At 62.8% G+C, this 17083-nt stretch carries 13 protein-coding genes; all 13 read left to right on the forward strand.

The genetic code is table 11. The annotated features are described in order from the left end of the window. The first annotated feature begins 126 nt into the window (after positions 1–126). The 13 genes from VPH43_RS19830 (at position 127) to VPH43_RS19890 (ending at position 17074) form a co-directional block, all read left to right on the forward strand. Entirely contained in the window at positions 127–372 is a 246-nt protein-coding gene (locus VPH43_RS19830; RefSeq protein WP_328579478.1) for a helix-turn-helix domain-containing protein, read from the forward strand. 484 nt (positions 373–856) lie between these two features. Continuing rightward, on the forward strand, positions 857–3700 hold the full coding sequence (locus VPH43_RS19835; RefSeq protein WP_328579588.1) for an FG-GAP-like repeat-containing protein: 2844 nt from the start codon (positions 857–859) through the stop codon (positions 3698–3700). A 50-nt stretch (positions 3701–3750) separates the two neighbouring features. Beyond that, positions 3751–8016, forward strand: a complete 4266-nt coding sequence (locus VPH43_RS19840; RefSeq protein WP_328579479.1) for an RHS repeat domain-containing protein — start codon at positions 3751–3753, stop codon at positions 8014–8016. After that, the gene (locus tag VPH43_RS19845; protein WP_328579480.1) at positions 8013–8666 is read left to right on the forward strand and encodes a hypothetical protein; all 654 of its coding nucleotides are present in this window, start codon (positions 8013–8015) and stop codon (positions 8664–8666) included. The genes VPH43_RS19840 and VPH43_RS19845 overlap by 4 nt, the downstream gene beginning before the upstream one ends. Positions 8667–9071: 405 nt before the next feature. Next, positions 9072–9650 carry a GspMb/PilO family protein gene (locus tag VPH43_RS19850; RefSeq protein ID WP_328579481.1) on the forward strand — a complete coding sequence of 193 codons (579 nt, stop codon included), beginning with the start codon at positions 9072–9074 and terminating at the stop codon, positions 9648–9650. A 316-nt stretch (positions 9651–9966) separates the two neighbouring features. Then, positions 9967–10206 (forward strand): hypothetical protein, encoded by a 240-nt coding sequence (locus tag VPH43_RS19855; RefSeq protein WP_328579482.1) that lies wholly within the window; start codon positions 9967–9969, stop codon positions 10204–10206. After that, complete coding sequence (locus VPH43_RS19860) at positions 10203–12515, forward strand: secretin N-terminal domain-containing protein (RefSeq protein ID WP_328579483.1); 2313 nt, start codon at positions 10203–10205, stop codon at positions 12513–12515. The genes VPH43_RS19855 and VPH43_RS19860 overlap by 4 nt, the downstream gene beginning before the upstream one ends. A gap of 9 nt (positions 12516–12524) precedes the next feature. Then, a complete protein-coding gene (locus tag VPH43_RS19865) occupies positions 12525–12995 on the forward strand; it encodes a type II secretion system protein (protein ID WP_328579484.1) in 471 nt (156 codons plus the stop codon). Between the two features lie 2 nt (positions 12996–12997). Then, entirely contained in the window at positions 12998–13390 is a 393-nt protein-coding gene (locus VPH43_RS19870; RefSeq protein ID WP_328579485.1) for a type II secretion system protein, read from the forward strand. Next, positions 13377–13844 carry a type II secretion system protein gene (locus tag VPH43_RS19875; protein WP_328579486.1) on the forward strand — a complete coding sequence of 156 codons (468 nt, stop codon included), beginning with the start codon at positions 13377–13379 and terminating at the stop codon, positions 13842–13844. Before VPH43_RS19870 ends, VPH43_RS19875 begins: the two co-directional genes overlap by 14 nt. Then, positions 13841–14266 carry a type II secretion system major pseudopilin GspG gene (gene gspG / locus VPH43_RS19880; RefSeq protein WP_328579487.1) on the forward strand — a complete coding sequence of 142 codons (426 nt, stop codon included), beginning with the start codon at positions 13841–13843 and terminating at the stop codon, positions 14264–14266. Before VPH43_RS19875 ends, gspG begins: the two co-directional genes overlap by 4 nt. After that, positions 14217–15455, forward strand: a complete 1239-nt coding sequence (locus tag VPH43_RS19885; protein ID WP_328579488.1) for a type II secretion system F family protein — start codon at positions 14217–14219, stop codon at positions 15453–15455. The genes gspG and VPH43_RS19885 overlap by 50 nt, the downstream gene beginning before the upstream one ends. Beyond that, positions 15452–17074 (forward strand): GspE/PulE family protein, encoded by a 1623-nt coding sequence (locus VPH43_RS19890; RefSeq protein ID WP_328579489.1) that lies wholly within the window; start codon positions 15452–15454, stop codon positions 17072–17074. The genes VPH43_RS19885 and VPH43_RS19890 overlap by 4 nt, the downstream gene beginning before the upstream one ends. The last annotated feature ends 9 nt before the right edge of the window (positions 17075–17083 follow it).

The following is a 17083-nucleotide window of genomic DNA, read 5'->3' on the forward strand; positions in this document are numbered from 1 at the left end:
AGCGCGCTGGCGAGCGATGCCCAAAGCCAATGTTGAAGCAAGGAGGCCCCCGTTCAATTCAAGCAGCGGCTGATTGTGACGTAAACGCGGCTGACGCAAAAGCGGCACACCCAGAGACTGCCGGCGATGTCGTCGGCGGCCAAGTCGAGTCCAAGAGCAGCGTCTGCCAGGGAAATCCTGGCGTTGAATCTGATCCGTCTTCGTCAAGCAAACGGCCTCACTCAGGAAGCGCTTGCCTTTGAGAGCGGACTGCACCGGACCTTCGTTGCGCACGTTGAGCGACAGGCCAGGAACATCTCATTGGACAACCTGGAACGCCTTGCATACGCCTTGAACGTCCCGGTCCACCGCCTTCTGACCCCGGACGACTGACGGGGCTTCGCGCGTTAGACACCTTGGAGGCGAATGTACAGATGACACGACTTAAAGCGCCCCGGTCAAACACTGTGCAGCCCCTCAAACAAGGGCTTGACCGTAAATAGCGCCGCTTTGTAGATTTGCCCATCAAAGTGAGTGGCGCCCGCAATGCGCGATCACTCCAAAATCAGGGGAGTCTCCAATGCTGGTCCAGCGCATCGTCGCGTCTGCCTCGGTCTTGCCCCATCTGCGGGCCGCTCTGCGCGCTCTGCGGACGCGTCGAACTTCGACGCCTTCAGGCTGACCGGTTTCCCTCCTAAATCCCGCCATTGGTTTGGTCGCTAGCGCCCGCGTGCGCTAGGGCGCTCTCTCACGTTTCCGAGATCTGGAGATCAAGATGCTCAGGAGTGTCACTTCTCGTCTGGCTGCGCTCGCCCATCGGCTTGTGGTCGATGTAAAGCGTAGCAACGATCCAGCCCGACTCTGCTCAGTGATCGCAATGGCAGTTGGCGTTGCCGCCGCGTCTTCGGCTAACGCGCAGACCGCAACGAAAGTGTCGTCGTCGGTCGGTCCAACTGGCGCATTCACTTTGTCGATTCCGCTTCGGGTCCCGCCTGGCGCCGCTGGTGCTCAACCTGGTATCGCTTTGTCCTACAACAGCCAGTCAGGCAATGGAGTGGCGGGCATGGGGTGGACAGTGACCGGCCTTTCGATGATCACCCGCTGTCCGGCGATCAGGGCGATCGATGGCTTTTCTGGTGGGGTGAACCTTGATGGGGACGATCGTCTCTGCCTAGATGGCCAGCGGTTGATCTACCAATCTGGGGGCGGAGGTTACGGCACTCCGGGGGCGGCGTACGTCACCGAGGTGTTCAACGGCTCGAAGGTCGTTCAACTGAGCGGGGCACCGTCCTCCAACACAAACGTTCTGACTGCGGCATACGCTGGTCCCACCGTAGGCACAAGTAAGCGGCTCGGATACAACCCTGGATCAGGCACAGGCATAGCGACCATTCAGTCCGTGACACCGAGCAGTTCGTCGACCTTCGTTGTCTACACGAAGGGCGGCGAGACTATCGAGTATGTGCCTGCCGAAGTTGGCCCCTCGTCAAGCGATGGGTTCTATCGCCAAAGGCTGTGGCTCGCGTGGCGGGTGAGCGATGCCAAGGGCAACTACTGGGCGGTAAGCTACACCCACGACGAGGCGAATGGCGAGTTTCTCCCCCAGACGATCAGCTACACGCTGAACGACACGGCCGGCCCCACGCAACCGTACAACTTCGTCGACTTCGTCTACGAGGACAGGCCGGACATCAGCGCGGGGTACATCGCAGGCCAAAAGGTTTCTGGCACCAAGCGCCTGAAGACGATTCGTACCAGAGCGACCGCTTCAGGCAAAACAACCTCAAACATCGCTACCGAGTATCGGCTGACCTACGGTGCGCAAAGTACGGCCACCGGTCGTTCACTTCTCGCGAGCGTCACCGAGTGCGGGTTCGAGAACGACACGACTCCATCGTGCCTGAATCCCGTGCGATTCGAATACGAAAACCCGGCTGTGCCAACCCTGAGGCTCAAGGGCTCCGGCAGTTGGCCGTCGGGTGGCGAGGTTTACTACCTCGCGGACTTCAATGGGGATGGACGAACCGACGCTCACGTTCAGGCTTGGCAAGGTGGCTGGACATTGTTTAAAGGCGGTCCCGCTGGGTTGGAGTCAACCATTTCGACCGGCTCGTGGCCCGCTGATGGGGAGAAGGACAAGATCACCGTCGGAGACTTTGACGGAGACGGGAAACCCGACATCTTCGTCATCGCGTTGAACGGCGGCTGGAAGATGTTTCTCAACAAGGGCAATGGCATTGGCACGGCGGCCGACGCCAGTGGTCCGTATCCGTCGAAGCTGGAGCGCATCTACCCGGGTGACTTCGATGGTGATGGCAAGACCGACTTGTACGTCATCAACAACAACGGCGGCTGGGGCATCTGGAAATGGAACGGCTCTACCTTCGCCCAGACGGGTAGCGGCTCGTGGCCATCCACCCTAGAGACGGTGTACCTGGGCGACTTCAATGGAGATGGGCGAACCGACGTCTTTGCCATTGCCAACGAAGGCGGCTGGAAGTTGTTCTTCGGTACAAAAGCGGGGAGCATCTCGGCAACGGCCGATTGGTCGGGGTCTTGGCCCTCCACCGGAGAGCGCGGCAAGATCTTTGTCGGCGACTACAACGGAGATGGCAAAAGCGATCTCTTTGTCATCGCCCTCAACGGCGGATACAAGGTGCTTCTGAGCACCGGCAAGGCTTTTGTGGATGGCTCGGCTGGCCCTTGGCCATCCAATCTGGAGAACTTCGCCGTCGGTGATTTCAATGGCGACGGATTGGCCGACATCCTGGTCATGCCGAACGATGAAAGCGGCTGGCAGCTCTGGTATGGAAGTTCAACCGGCGTCTTCAAGCCAACCTGGGCGCCGAACGGTGGCGACCCCACCAAGCGGGAGCGCATCTATGTCGGGGATTTCGACGGCGACGGCAAGGCGGACGTCCTAGCGATCACAGGCAGCAGCGGCTGGCGGTTTTATCAAGGTGACGGCGCCTATCAAGGCGATCGACTGTCGGCATACATCACCAGTCTTGGTCTGCGCACAAGCCTAAGCTACATGCAGCTCGGCTCCACACAAGCGGCTGGCCGGTTCACCAAGGACGTGTCGGTGGCGTACCCAAGGACCACCGCCGTGCCTCCCGCCACCGTAGTGAAAACAGTCACTGCCGACAACGCATTCGGTGGGCGCAACACCAGCGACTACTTCTATGGCGCCGCCATCGGCCACCTGGATGGGCGAGGCTTTGCCGGCTTCAACTACGTGCGCACCGTCGAGGGCATCACCGGCAACACGCAGACCACCTGGTTCAACTCCGCGTGGCCATTGATCGGCCGGCCTGCGGCCACCTTGCTTCAGACGGCGTCTCTTCAGCCCGTCTCGAGAACAGACATGACCTATGCGGCGTTCGACGGCCCTTATGGCGCGTGTACGCAAACCTGCACCGCAGGACGCGCCTGCGTGGTGAATCAGGGAACGAACAAGGTGAAGGCTTGGGAACTCAACGGCGCGCTGCTTCCCCAGACCGAGACAACCATGACGTACGACTGCTTTGGCAACGCCCTGGTGGTCAACAGCGTGATCCGGAACGGCACCAACTACACAGACTCGACCGGCAACGCTCCGGACGGTGCGGCAACCGGGTACAAGACCACAACGACCAGCGAGTACTGGAACGACGAACCGAACTGGTTCATCGGGCGGGCAAAGAAAACGACGGTGACCAAAGAGCGCCCCGCCAACTGAAGCGGACGAGCTCCGACCATTCATCGCACACGAATATCGGGAGAAACGGAATGACGAGCATCGTCTGGCGTCGCGCAGTGGTGGCTTTCATTTGGCCTGTCTTGATCGGACTGCTTCTCAGTGGACAAGCTCGAGCGTCATGCTCATTCGACTCGGAAGTCAATGCCTGGTTCCCGGACTCGGGCATCGGCGTGTCCGTGACGTCGCCCGCAAACGGGAGCAACTTCATAGCGCCCGCAGCGGTGAACCTTCAAGTCTCCTTGACGAACACCGCAAACGAGATCATCAGCCGAGTCGACTATTTGGATGGCACCACGGTGATCGCACAGTCGACCGCTTCGCCGTGGAGCGCAACTTGGAACGCCGGCACCGCAGGTTCCTATGCGTTGAAGGCCAAGGTCACTCACAAGTGCAAGAGTCCCACCACTCTTCCGGCTCGCACATCTACATCGGCGAGTGTTGCCGTCACTGTGACAAGCGCATCGATTCCGAGCGTTTCCCTCGGGCCAGTGAGCAACTCGGCGTTGGCCCCAGCGACCATTCAGCTCTCCGCGACAGCCACGGACTCGTCGAGCACCATCACCCGTGTCGAGTTCTGGGCCAACGGCAGCATCATTGGGACCGTGACCGAGGCTCCTTACCAGTTCCGCTGGGTTGGAGTCGCAGCTGGCCAATACTCCCTTCAAGCCCGCGCGTACAACGCTCGAGGTGGCGTTGGAAGCTCCGGCAGTTCGCAAGCCATCGTGAACGCGGCGTCAACTTTCCCTGCCGTTTCGCTGAGCGAGACCCGCACCTCCGTGTTCGACTACGACACGACCACAGGACTGTTGATCAAAGAGGTTATCGAACCGGGGTCGGCCGACCTTTGTGTAGCGACTGACTACGGGTACGACAACTGGGGCAATCGCAAGACAGTCACGGTTCGCAACTGCAGCTCGGCCACGGTGATAAAGGTGCCTGGTGGCTATCCTGAAACGACCACGGCTGCAGCGAACGCGCTGCCCGCGGCAAGAACCACGACTGTTTTCTACGACGGACGAGGGCAGTTTCCAAGCGGAAGGATGAACGCTTTGGGACAGCTCAGCAGCGAGGCCCATGGGCACAAGACCGGTGCGCTGGAGATCTTCTCCGAAATCAACGGGCTGACCACTGCGTATACCAACGATGCGTTCGGTCGTCGCATCGCGGAACTCAGGTCCGACGGCACGTCGACAACATGGACGTACGGGTGGACGCCGACCGGCATCCCGGGATGCACAGAAGGGTATGACTTTGGCTTCCGAGCGCAGCCGTACATCTGCTACGCCAACGTACGCAAGGACTTCGACAGCCAAGGAACTGCAGTCCATCCCGGAATCTGGGAGTACTTCGACCGTCTGGACCGCAAGGTGGTGAGTTCACGCATATCACTGGACGGGAGCGATTGGATAGACGAAGGCCTGACTTGGTTCGACAACATGGGGCGCGTCGCATACGAGTACAAACCGTACATGCGGAGTCGAATGGCCGGTCTTAATGATCCGCTCACGGCGTATTCGTATGACGTGCTCGGGCGTGTCACCGGTGTGAAGGAGCAACTTTTCCTCGACGCACACAGTCGCAAACAGATCTCGTATGAGGGCACGCGAACTGTCACCACCTTCTACCCGTCGTATGACGACCCTAAGCAGGTGACAGTGCAGGATGTGAACGCGGCCGGACAGGTCAGCGTCGTCTACGACGCGAAGGGAGGTCGGGTCCGATACGACTACACCGCATTCGGGCAGCTCGCCGCCACGGACGCGCAAGGCGTGCTATCTACCGCCAGCTATGACGGGCGCGGCCGAAAGAAAAACACTGTCGATCCGGACGCTGGCAATTGGCAGTACCTCTACAACGTCGCCGGAGAGCTCACGCGCCAAACGAACCCGAAGACTCAAAGCACAAGCTTGGAGTACGACAAGCTGGGCCGCATGACAAAGCGCAGCGAGCCGGAGATGGTCGCGACATGGGTGTACGACACTCCAAACGCCACCAACTGCTCAACGCCTGCCAATCGTGCGAAGGGCCAGCTTACCCAGGTGCTTACCGCGTCCGGCTACGGGTACAACCGCTACCTGTGCCATGACGACATGGGCCGCCTCAACAAGCAAGTGGTTGACATCGACGGCAATCTCTTCACGACGGGCGTGTCGTTCGACGGTGCCGGCCGCCAGTTGCTCGCAACTTACCCAGCCAGTCCCAGCTTTCCATCCGGGCTTCAGATCAAGCACGTCTACAACCCGCAGGGCTATCTGACTCACCTGCAGAACAGCGCTTCCTCAGCGCCCATCTGGCAATTGACCGGGCAGAACGCCTACGGCTTGGTCACGGGAGAGACGCTGGGCGCCGGTGGAGCGACCATCGTGCGCGAGTACGACCTTCTTGGCCGGCCCTCGCAGATCACAGCCGGTTCCGGCGGCGCAATTCAGAACGAGGGCTATACCTACAACTATGCAGGCATCCCACGCACCCGGACCTGGACCATTGGGGGAGTGGCCCGGACGGAAACCTTGGTGCACGACGAACTGAACCGCTTGGTGAGCGTCAGCGGTGCCTCGAACAAGAGCTACACGTTCGACCTGCAAGGCAACCTGGTGTCAAAACCCGAGGTTGGAACCTACAACTACACCCCGGGCACTCACCGGCTGGCATCCATCACTGGGACGGTGAATGGTGTCACGAATCCGTCGTTCTCTTACGAGCCAAGTGGCGCGATCAATGCGGGAGCCGGCCTGACCGCGTCGTGGACCAGCTTCGACATGCCCACTGTGATGACCAGGGGCAGCACATCGGACACCTTTAAGTACGGGGCGGAACACCAGCGCGTAAAGCAGATATCGTCTCCCGCACCAGGCTCAGCAAGTGGCTCGCTGACCACCTTCTACCTGTCGAACTTCGAGAAGGAGATCAACACGGCGACTGGTATCACTGAGTACAAGCACTACATCGCTGCAGGTGGCCGCACGATTGCCGTGTGGATTGATCGCAGCAACGGTACCAACGAGTGGCGCTTCCTGCATCAGGACCGGCTCGGCAGCGTGGTGGCGGTGAGCGACTACAACGGCAACGTCACTGAGAGGATGAGCTACGACGCTTGGGGGAAGCGTCGGAACATCGACGCAACCGACCTCGGCGCGACGCCCGTCGCGCGCACCGACCGCGGGTACACCGGCCACGAGATGTTGGACAACATCGGCCTGGTGCACATGAACGGGCGCATCTACGACCCGCTGCTTGGGCGCTTCATCAGCGCGGATCCGCTCATCGATCAGATGATGAATCCGCAGGCCTTCAATCGCTACAGCTACGTATTGAATTCGCCGCTGACGCTCACTGACCCGACCGGGCTGTCACCATGGGTGCACGTCCGAGAAGGGATAAAGGTCGTGGCCCTTTATGTCGTGGGGGACTACCTCTGCGGCGGATACTGCGGAGCCGCCTTGGCGGGCGCTTACAACGGGTACCAGCAAAGGCACGATGGCACGGGCGCGGCGATCGGGGCCGTCAACGGTCTCATTTCCTATGAAATAGGCCAACAGTTTCCGGTCTTCCAGAACGGAGAATTTCAAGGTTGGCAGACACTCCTCACCAATGCCTCGGCGCATGCCGTGCAGGGATGCGCGACTGCGTCGGCGCTTGGTGGGAGCTGTAAGCAAGCCGCTGCTGCACAGTTCACCGCGTCCGCACTTGGCCCTGCGCTTGATGAGGCCCTCGGAACGGCCAACAGCCCCTGGATGATTCTTACCAGAGGTATTGCGGGTGGCGCGGGGGCGGTCGCCGCTGGGGGACGCTTCGAAGAAGGATTTGACCAGGGTGTCTTAGAGGGAGTTACGAACGCGGCCAGTGAATTCCTGTCCGCGCAAATTGAAGCATCCCGTGCTATGGATATCGCCGCTAACCGCGCACTCGGCGTGCAGACGGTAAACGAAGAGATCTGGGTGCGGACAAATAGCGGAGTATTGTTTAGACCCGACTTTATGAACTCATTCAAGGACGGTTATTGGATGGGCGACGAAACCAAGAGCGGGCTGTATAGTCGCTTCACGAGGAAGCAGAATCTTGGTATTCAGGAGTTCGCACAGGGCAAATGGCGGTTCGAGCACGCTAGCACCGCTCGCAAGCTTGGTTTAGACCCGACGCAGTTGCGCGGTGGAATCCCCGCGGACAAGTGGCTAGGCGTACGAGTGCAAGGGTACTTTGGGTCACGAATTTTGCAGAACCCAAAAGCGCTCAGCGCGAATACAATTTTCTGGCAAAATTACTACAGAATGCGTGCTTCCGGAGATCGGCAATGAACCGAGTTGAACGTAGCCTTCTGCAAGGGATTTCCGAGGCGCTGCTGGAACGGGAAGTTAGCTTTTCGCAGGAGGTTCCTGGCCAGTTCGTAATACGAGACGCAGTTGAAATTCGGTTTGCGTTTGCAGTAACCGTTGCGAAAAAGCCATCGACGCATGCTGGTGCGCATGTCCTCTTGTTTTGGGACGCCGCTGAAGCATGGATTGCGGCTCTGCGCGCATGCCCATCGCCGCACCCCCTGGCAACGCTTATTTTCCCCGTACAGAATGCCCAAGGTATGCTTGAAATTACGCTACCAAATGGGGGCGGACCATATCCTGAAGAGCCCGACTTTTATGGCTGGGGATGTAAGATCGTAGAGGACGCCTTAGCTGTTTTGAAGGCGGCTAAGCATCTACTTGACAGTCCGCAAAAGATTCTTGATTTCTTCAACAAAAATCCAGACGGGTTTGGCGCCTACGCAATACGTGTAGATTATGTTGTAAGTGCGCTGCTTTACCTGAACGGATTAGTAGCTGAGCTTCGCGTGTACCTTGAGAAGCGCGTAAAAGCGATAGAGAGCCTCGGCTTTGACGAAGATGATGAACCATTCTTGAAGTTCGCTCGAGACGTTGAGGTGTACTTAGGTAAACGAGAAGGGCTCCACTAGGAAGGCTATTCATAGGGACGCCGTACCACCTGACCGCGCGGAGAGGACCTTTGCTGATGACACGGACTGGTAGGTGCTGGCGACCACGTGCCAGCACGTTCGACTTATGTGTTACGCCTGCCGGTGAGCAATCACTTCCAGCCGGGACGCCGGGAAACCCGTGACTGGCGCGCGGCATCCGAATGCTGTTTACATCTAATAGACAATCTACGGCGTTGACCGCGCTACACAAGTCGGGATCACGGAACGGTGCCAGCGCACGCAGGCGAGCGGTTCAACCGGTTCTTCTGCAGCTAAGGGGGTACCGCCGTGGCGGAAGCTTAGCGAGCGGCGCCTATACCTTGGCCGACATTGCGTTTGCCTTCGGCGCGCACTACGCCACCGTACCGCGTGCGGTTCGCCCTCATGAAGCCGTTGCGGGTTGAACTAGGCAAGGCGCCTGCGCTGCGGCTGTTTGCTCGGCCAGGAGTGCTACCTGCTGCACTGCTGGCTGCGGCATGCCTGTTGGCAACGTTGGCCGCATGGTGGCGCTGGACTCTCGACCAGCGGTTGATCGAAGCAAACCGCATGATTCAATCACTGAACGTGCAAGCCCAGTCACTCGCGCGCGTCAGCAACAACATCTCACCTGCTCCCCATGCGGCCCAGCTTCGACGGCTCACCGCGAATTCTCCAGGCTTGGAATCGCTGGTTGCGGAATTTGAGCGTGCAGGCCCAGCGGCTAATGTGCAGGTGTTGGGTCTGGCGTCCACTGCAACGCCGGCCACCGCGGCTTCGCTGGGTCGGGTGGACGTTGACGTCACGCTTGCAGGCAGCTACGCCGGCATGCGCCAAGTGCTGGCTGAGGTGCTCGCGCGATACCCCGCCGTAGTGGTGCGGCACCTGGTGTTCCGCAAGCTCAATGCACCGACTGAGCTTCAAGCGCAAGTCGGCGTGCAACTGCTATCACCTCCGGCCGGCGACAGCGCTGAGCCGCTTCGTTGAGAACGCCATGCGAACGTCGATGCGCTGGGCGCTGGCCATCACCGTGCTCTTGTGCGTGGTCGCCCTGGTTTGGCCCGAGCCAGGATCGGTAGTGGCGGCTGCTGGTCGGACTTCACCGGTAAGTGTTGCGGCTGCAACATCAGGCGCTTCCGCTTCTCTAGCCCCTGCATTGCCCGCTTCGAATCCGGTTCGGTTGATGCTCGACCCAGCCGCTTTTGATCCGTTCGTTGGCGTCGTGCCGCCGCCCCCACCGGCGCCTCCTGCGCCGAAGCCACTGGTAGGCCCCGTGTACGAAGCGCCACTGAGCCCGCCCGCCGTGAGCTACCGCTACCTCGGCCAGATGGTGGATCCGTCCGGTAAGCAGGTGGTTTACCTTTCGCGCGGCGACCACGATGTCGCGGTCTCCGTCGGCACCCGCCTGGATGAGGGGTATGTCGTCGAAGCGATCACGCCGGATGGCGTGCGCCTGAACTATCCTCCGCTCCACGCGCAAGTGACCGTGCCTGTGCCGCCCTCCGGCAACGCCCCGCCTCTGGTTCCTTCTTCCGCTCCATGAACGCTTCTGCCGCGGTGCATGCACCTCGTTTCGCCGGTGCGGCGCGTGCTGCTGTAGTCATGGCTCTTGTCGGCCTGCTGTTTGGCTGCGCGGAGCAGCGGGTGCGTGACGAATCGCGCCAGCTCATTGCCGCGGGCGACTATGAACGCGCCGTTCGCGTGTTGGAGGCGGGCCTGAAGGATGCACCCGAAAGCCCGCTGCTTCGCGGCGGCCTTATTCAGGCGCGTGCCGAGGCGGTGGCCCGCATCGTGTCCGTCGCCGCAGAGCAGCGCTCTGCCGGCAAGCTCGATGAGGCGCAGAAGCTGCTTCAGCGAGCGCAAGGCCTGGACCCGCAGAACGAGCGGCTGGACGCCCTGCTGCGCGACCTGGACACCGAGCGTCGCCAATCTGGTGCACTGGCGGAGGCCGAGCAGTGGCTGGCCAAGAAGCGCCCAGACGTTGCGCTGCGTACCGTGGAACAGGCACTCAAGGACAACCCCCGCCACGGCGGCCTGCTCGCACTGCAGCGCCGGCTGGAACTCGACCAGCGCCAGTCGGTGCTGAAGACCTCGCAAGCGGCTCTTGCAGAGACTCGCCCCATCTCGCTGGACTTCCGCGATGCCAGCCTGCGCACCGTGCTGGACGTGGTGTCGCGCAACAGCGGCGTGAACTTCGTGCTGGACAAGGACATCCGGCCCGACACGCGCATCACCGTGTACCTGCGCCAGGCCCGGGTGGAGGACGCGCTGGACCTCATCGTCAGCACCAACCAGCTGGCCAAAAAGGTGATGGACGCGCACACCATCGTGGTCTACCCCAACACGCCGGAGAAACAGCGCGAATACCAGGAGCAGATCGTCCGTGTGTTTTACCTCGCCAGCGCCGAGGCCAAGGGTGCGGCCACATTCCTGAAGTCCATGCTGAAGCTGCGCGAGCCGTTCGTCGACGAGCGCAGCAACATGCTCGCGCTGCGCGAGTCGCCCGAGAACATCCAATTGGCCGAACGGCTGATCGCGCTGTATGACGCTGGCGAGCCGGAGGTGCTGCTGGAGGTGGAGGTGATGGAAGTCAGCGCCACCCGCCTCACCGAGCTGGGCGTGAAGTACCCGGATTCGTTCTCGCTCACCCCGTTGGCGCCCTCTGGCGCTTCCGGCCTCACCGTGAGCAACCTCAACCACCTGGGCTGGGACCGCGTGGGCGTGGGCGTGTCCGGCCTGCTCATCAACCTAAAGCGCGAGGTGGGCGACTTCAAGACCTTGGCCAATCCAAAGATCCGCGCGCGCAACAAGGAAAAAGCGAAGGTGATGATCGGCGACAAGATCCCGGTGATCACCACCACCACCGCGCAGGCAGGTTTCGTTTCCGACAGCGTCAACTACCTCGACGTCGGCATCAAGCTCGACGTGGAGCCCACGGTGTATGCCGACGACGAGGTGGCGATCAAGATCGCCTTGGAGGTGAGCTCGCTGGGCACCGCGGTGAAAACCTCATCGGGCACTTTGGCCTACCAGATCGGCACCCGCAACGCGAGCACGCTGCTGCGGCTGCACGATGGAGAGACCCAGCTGCTGGCGGGCCTGATCAGCCGGGATGACCGCACCAGCTCTAGCCGCGTGCCGGGCGTGGGGGATCTTCCAGTGCTGGGGCGGTTGTTCTCCAGCCAGCAAGACAACTCCCAACGTACCGAATTGGTGCTGGCAATCACGCCGCGCATCCTGCGCAATATCCGCCGCCCCGACGCCAACGAAAGTGAACTGTGGGTGGGTACGGAGGCGGTGCCAAAGCTGCGGCCTGTCGGTGGACTGCGCGCGGTGGCCGAGACCGGTGCCGCTGCGCCTGCGGCTGGCACGGCGCCAGCCGTGCCGGCTACGGCGGCTCAGCTTTCCGCAGAACCGCCGAAGCAGGAGGCGCCTGCCGCTGCTGTGCGGCTCGCTTGGTCTGGTCCGGCCGATGCCAAAGTAGGGCAGGACGTTGAACTGCAACTCTTGTTGAACAGCACGGCTGCCTTGCGCGGCCTGCCGGTGGAACTCGGCTTTTCGGTCGACAAGCTGCAACTGCTGGACGTGACCGAAGGCGACTACTTCAAGCGTGACGGTTCGCCGACCAGCTTCTCCAAGAGCGGGGAGGGCCAAGGGGGCAAAGTGAATGCCGGCGTGCTGCGCAACCAGGCCACTGGCGCCTCAGGAGACGGCACGGTCCTGCGCCTGCGTTTCAAGACGCTGGCGCCCGGAACGGGGGAGGTGCGACTGCAGGGAGTTCAGCCCATCGCGCTGGGCGCCCCGGGTCCCGCACCGCAGCTGCCCGCGCCGTGGACCCTCCAGATCCGCTGAGACGACAGCATGCGTTGCAGAGGCCGGGGCTACACCCTCATCGAACTGCTGGTGGTGCTGGGCGTGCTCGGCTTGCTGGCGACCATGGTGATGCCCTTGGCAGAAGTGACCCTGCAGCGCGAAAAGGAGCGTGAGCTCAAGCGCTCCCTGTGGGAGATCCGCGATGCGATCGACGCCTACAAGCGCGCAGTGGACAGCGGCAACATCGCCAAAGGCATGGCCGATTCGGGCTATCCGGCCTCACTGCAGACGCTGGTGGACGGGGTGCCCGATGCGCGGGCGGCAGGCGGGCGGCTGGTGTTCCTGCGTAGGGTGCCGCGCGATCCTTTTGCCGATGGCGCCTTGCCGGCAGAACGCACCTGGCGCTTGCGCAGCTACGCATCCGAAGCGGACAACCCGCGCCCAGGCGCGGATGTGTTCGACGTCAGCTCGTCTTCTGACGGCGTTGGCCTGAACGGCGTGCCCATGCGGCAGTGGTAGTCATGCAGCATCAAAGCTCATATCGCGTTGGTCGCGGCTTTACCGTCATCGAATTGCTGGTGGTGCTGGCTGCCATTGCGCTGCTGCTCAGCATTGCGGCGCCACGCTATGTCGCCCACCTGGATGCCGCCCGCGAGACCGCACTGCGCCAGGACCTGCGCGCCATGCGCGATGCCATCGACAAGTTCCACGGCGACCAGGGTCGGTATCCGGCTGCTTTGGAAGAGCTTGCCACGCGGCGTTACTTGCGCGCCGTGCCGGAGGATCCCGTGACCCAACGCACCGACACCTGGGTGCTGGTGCCACCACCGCACGCCTCGTCCGGTGCGGTGTACGACGTCCGCAGCGGCGCACCCGGGCAAGCCCGCGATGGGAGCGCGTATGCCAGCTGGTAAGTCGCGCGGCTACACCTTCGTGGGCGTGCTGCTGTTGCTGGCGCTGTGCATGTTGAGCCTGGCGGTGGCCGGTCCCGTGTGGTCCCAGCAGGTGCGGCGCGAACGCGAGCAGGAACTGCTGCGCGTCGGTGGCCTATATGCGCAGGCGATCGCGTCTTACTACCAAGCCAGCCCGGGCAGCGAAAAGCAGTTTCCTCAGCGGCTGGACCAGTTGCTGAACGACACGCGCTTCGTCGGCGTGCGCCGGCACTTAAGGGCGCTCTATCCCGACCCGGTGAGCCCCGGACAGCCTTGGGGCCTGGTGCTCGATGCACAACAGCGCATCGTGGGCGTGCACAGCCTCAGCGAGCAACCCCCGTTGGCGGAAGGGCGGCTCGAGGCCGGCGGCGTCGAGCTGGCGCCCGCAAAACACTATTCCGACTGGAAATTCATCGCCAAGGTGAACAAGACATGACCGCTTCCTTGCGCCGGCGCTCTGCCGCCGGCTTCACCCTGCTGGAGCTGCTGGTGGTCATCCTGATCATTGGCCTGCTCACCGGCATCGTGGCACCACGCTTCCTGAACCAGATCTCGCGCTCGGAGGCGACTGCCGCCAAGGCGCAGATCGATGCCTTCGACAAGGCGCTGCAGGCTTATCGCATCGACACCGGCCGGTACCCGAGTGGCGGTGAAGGGCTGGACGCCTTGCAGAGCGCGCCGGCCAACTTGCCACGCTGGCGCGGCCCCTATCTGAAGGACAAGGTGCCGCTGGATCCCTGGGGCAGCCCGTATCAATACCGCTACCCCAGCACGATGGGCAAGGACTACGACCTGCTCAGCTACGGCCATGACCGTGCGCCGGGTGGATCGGGCGACGACGCCGACATCACGAATTGAGCGAGCGGTGGAATTCCAGGTTCGTCTGTTCGACGCGGCGGCAGCGGCCGTGCGTGAGGAGCGCGCCGAAGGTGATTCGGCGGCCGCGGTCACTGAGCGACTCCAGCGGGGCGGGATGGTGGTGCTGTCGGTGGCTGAGGTTGCGACGGCCTCACATGCCACCGCCAAGCTGGATGTGGCGTGGTGGTGCAGGGAACTTCGTACGCTGCTCGGTGCGGGCATGACGGTGGTTGAAGCGCTGGAAACGCTGAATGCCCAATCACTCGGCCGAGCACGTGCACAGGTGCATGGCACGCTGGTGGCTCAACTGCGGCAGGGCCGGCCCTTGTCTGCAGCCATGCAGGCCGCTGCCTGCTTTCCGGCTGTGCTGGTGGCGGGCGTAAAGGCCAGCGAACGCACCAGTTCCCTGGTGGAAGCCTTGGACGACTACCTGCGCTATGACGAGATGCTGGAGCGGTTGCGCAAGCAGGTGGTCAGCGCGGCGATCTACCCCGCGGTGGTGGTGGCCCTGGGTGGCGTCATCACGCTCTTCTTGTTGCTCTTTGTCATGCCGCGGTTTTCCGCGATGTACTCGGACCTTCGCGGTTCGGTGAGCGGGGCCACCGCCTTGCTGATCGGGCTCAGCAAGGCGCTCAATGGCCATGGCGGGTGGGTTGCGCTCGCGCTGGCCGGCGTAGCGCTGCTGGTGCTGGCGTTGTGGCGCAGTGGCTTCTGGGCACGAGTAGTCCAGACAGCGCTGGAGCGTATTGCCCCGCTGCAGCGCCAGCTCGATGAGTTCCGGCTGGCGAAGCTGTACCACTCGCTGGCCCTGATGTTCAGGGGCGGCTACGCGCTGGACGACGCACTTGGCCAGTGCGCGGGGCTGGGGCTGGGCGAGCGTCTGCGTGCGGGCATCGGCTCGGCGCAGCAGGCGCTGAACCGCGGCCAGCGGGTATCGACGGCGTTTGCCGATGCCGGCCTCACCGACGCAGTGACGCAGCGCCTGCTAGCCGTGGGCGAGCGCACGGGCAACTTCGACAAAGTGCTGCAGACCATCGCCGAGCGCCACTCCGGCCACTTCAGCACCTTCATCGAGCGGGCCACCCGCATCGTGGAGCCGCTGCTGCTGCTCCTGGTGGCCCTGGTGGTGGGTGGCATCGTGGTCATGATGTACATGCCGGTGTTCGACATGGCGAGCAGCATCCGATGAGCCCCGTGCCGGACCTTCGTGCCGCCATTCAGTCCGCGCGCCGGCTTCACCAGTCGGGCGCCGGCAGCGTGCTGGACGCGTTGCTGCGGTCGACGTCGTTGAGCCCGGCTGAGTTGGCCGACCAACTCAGCCGCCATGCCGGGGTTGCCGCCTTGATGAACGGCGAGGGCGCGGTGCCCGACTGGGCGGTGCTCGACTTGGCGGGCGCGCGAGCGCTCGGCTGCGTGGCGGTGCGCCTGCCTGGCGAAGCAGCCCTGCGGCTGGCCATGGCGGACCCGTGGAACGACGAGCTGGTGCGCAAGGCGAGCCGAGTGCTGGGCGCCGTGCCGCATCTGGTGGCCGTGCCATCGGCATTGCTGGACCAGTGGCTGGGCGCTCCCACGGCCGGCTTGACCGGAGGGTCGCCTGCCAGCGGGGGCGATACCTCGCCCGCCGGACAAGCAACGGGTCCTGTCGTCGAATTCGTCGATGGTGCGATCCGCGCTGCGTTCTCTTCCGGCGCCAGCGACATCCACTTCGAGTGCAGCCGAAGCGGCGTGGAGGTGAAGCTGCGCCAGGATGGTGTGATGTCCCGCTTTGCGCGCATGGCGGACATGCGGCGCGCCGAAGAGGTGATTTCGCGGATCAAGGTGCTGGCGCAACTGGACATCACCGAACGGCGCACGCCGCAGGACGGGCGGTTCCGCTTTGATGTCGGCAGCGGCAGCATCGACCTGCGGGTGTCCATCATGCCGAGCGTGCATGGCGAGGACGCGGTGCTGCGCCTGCTGGACAAGGCACAGCTGCGCTCGCGTGAAGACGCCGTGTCGCTCGACCTGCTGGGGTTCAGTGCGGACAACGCCCAGCGCATCCGCGAGCTGGCCGAGCTGCCGCACGGCATGCTGCTGGTCACCGGGCCCACGGGCAGCGGCAAGACGACGACCGTCTATGCGGTGCTGTCGGAGATCAACACCGGGCTGGAAAAGATCATCACGATCGAAGACCCGGTGGAATACGAACTGCCTGGGGTGCTGCAGATTCCGGTCAACGAGCGCAAGGGCTTGACCTTCGCCAAGGGGCTGCGGTCCATCCTGCGGCACGACCCCGATCGCATCTTGGTGGGCGAGATCCGGGATGCGGAAACCGCGGAGATCGCAGTGCAGTCCGCGCTCACCGGCCACCAGGTGTTCACGACCGTTCACGCGAACAGCGTGTTCGATGTGACGGGGCGGTTCCGCCACTTCGGGCTGGACATGTTTGGCTTCATGTCGTCTTTGAACGGCGTGATCGTTCAGCGGCTGGTGCGCCGCTTGTGTCCTCATTGCGCGGGTGTGCGAGACGCGAGCGAGCGCGAACGGCGTTGGCTTGATAGCCTGGGCCGAAATGCGGCGCGAGTCCCCAGTGCCACTGGCTGCAGCGCTTGTCATGGCACGGGTTACCACGGGCGCCTGGTCATCGCGGAAGTGCACGCCGTGGATGACCGCTTGCGCGACATGGTGACCGGCAACAGCCCGGTGTCCGCGTTGCGAGAACACGTGGCCGCGTCCGGGGCGCGATCGTTGTCGGAGCAAGCGGTCGATATGGTGACAGCCGGCGTGACAACCGCGGAGGAAATCAAGCGTGTGGTGGGCTGGCAGTAAAGCGCTCGA

This window comes from Ideonella sp. BN130291 (assembly GCF_036231905.1).
GTDB lineage: Bacteria > Pseudomonadota > Gammaproteobacteria > Burkholderiales > Burkholderiaceae_C > CAMLIZ01.

Excerpts from the sequence above, each read along its gene's own strand:
- VPH43_RS19830 (WP_328579478.1), top strand. The coding sequence starts at position 127 with ATGTCGTCGGCGGCCAAGTCGAGTCCAAGAGCAGCGTCTGCCAGGGAA.
- VPH43_RS19835 (WP_328579588.1), top strand. The coding sequence starts at position 857 with ATGGCAGTTGGCGTTGCCGCCGCGTCTTCGGCTAACGCGCAGACCGCA.
- VPH43_RS19840 (WP_328579479.1), top strand. The coding sequence starts at position 3,751 with ATGACGAGCATCGTCTGGCGTCGCGCAGTGGTGGCTTTCATTTGGCCT.
- VPH43_RS19845 (WP_328579480.1), top strand. The coding sequence starts at position 8,013 with ATGAACCGAGTTGAACGTAGCCTTCTGCAAGGGATTTCCGAGGCGCTG.
- VPH43_RS19850 (WP_328579481.1), top strand. The coding sequence starts at position 9,072 with ATGAAGCCGTTGCGGGTTGAACTAGGCAAGGCGCCTGCGCTGCGGCTG.
- VPH43_RS19860 (WP_328579483.1), top strand. The coding sequence starts at position 10,203 with ATGAACGCTTCTGCCGCGGTGCATGCACCTCGTTTCGCCGGTGCGGCG.
- VPH43_RS19865 (WP_328579484.1), top strand. The coding sequence starts at position 12,525 with ATGCGTTGCAGAGGCCGGGGCTACACCCTCATCGAACTGCTGGTGGTG.
- VPH43_RS19870 (WP_328579485.1), top strand. The coding sequence starts at position 12,998 with ATGCAGCATCAAAGCTCATATCGCGTTGGTCGCGGCTTTACCGTCATC.
- VPH43_RS19875 (WP_328579486.1), top strand. The coding sequence starts at position 13,377 with ATGCCAGCTGGTAAGTCGCGCGGCTACACCTTCGTGGGCGTGCTGCTG.
- gspG (WP_328579487.1), top strand. The coding sequence starts at position 13,841 with ATGACCGCTTCCTTGCGCCGGCGCTCTGCCGCCGGCTTCACCCTGCTG.
- VPH43_RS19885 (WP_328579488.1), top strand. The coding sequence starts at position 14,217 with ATGACCGTGCGCCGGGTGGATCGGGCGACGACGCCGACATCACGAATT.
- VPH43_RS19890 (WP_328579489.1), top strand. The coding sequence starts at position 15,452 with ATGAGCCCCGTGCCGGACCTTCGTGCCGCCATTCAGTCCGCGCGCCGG.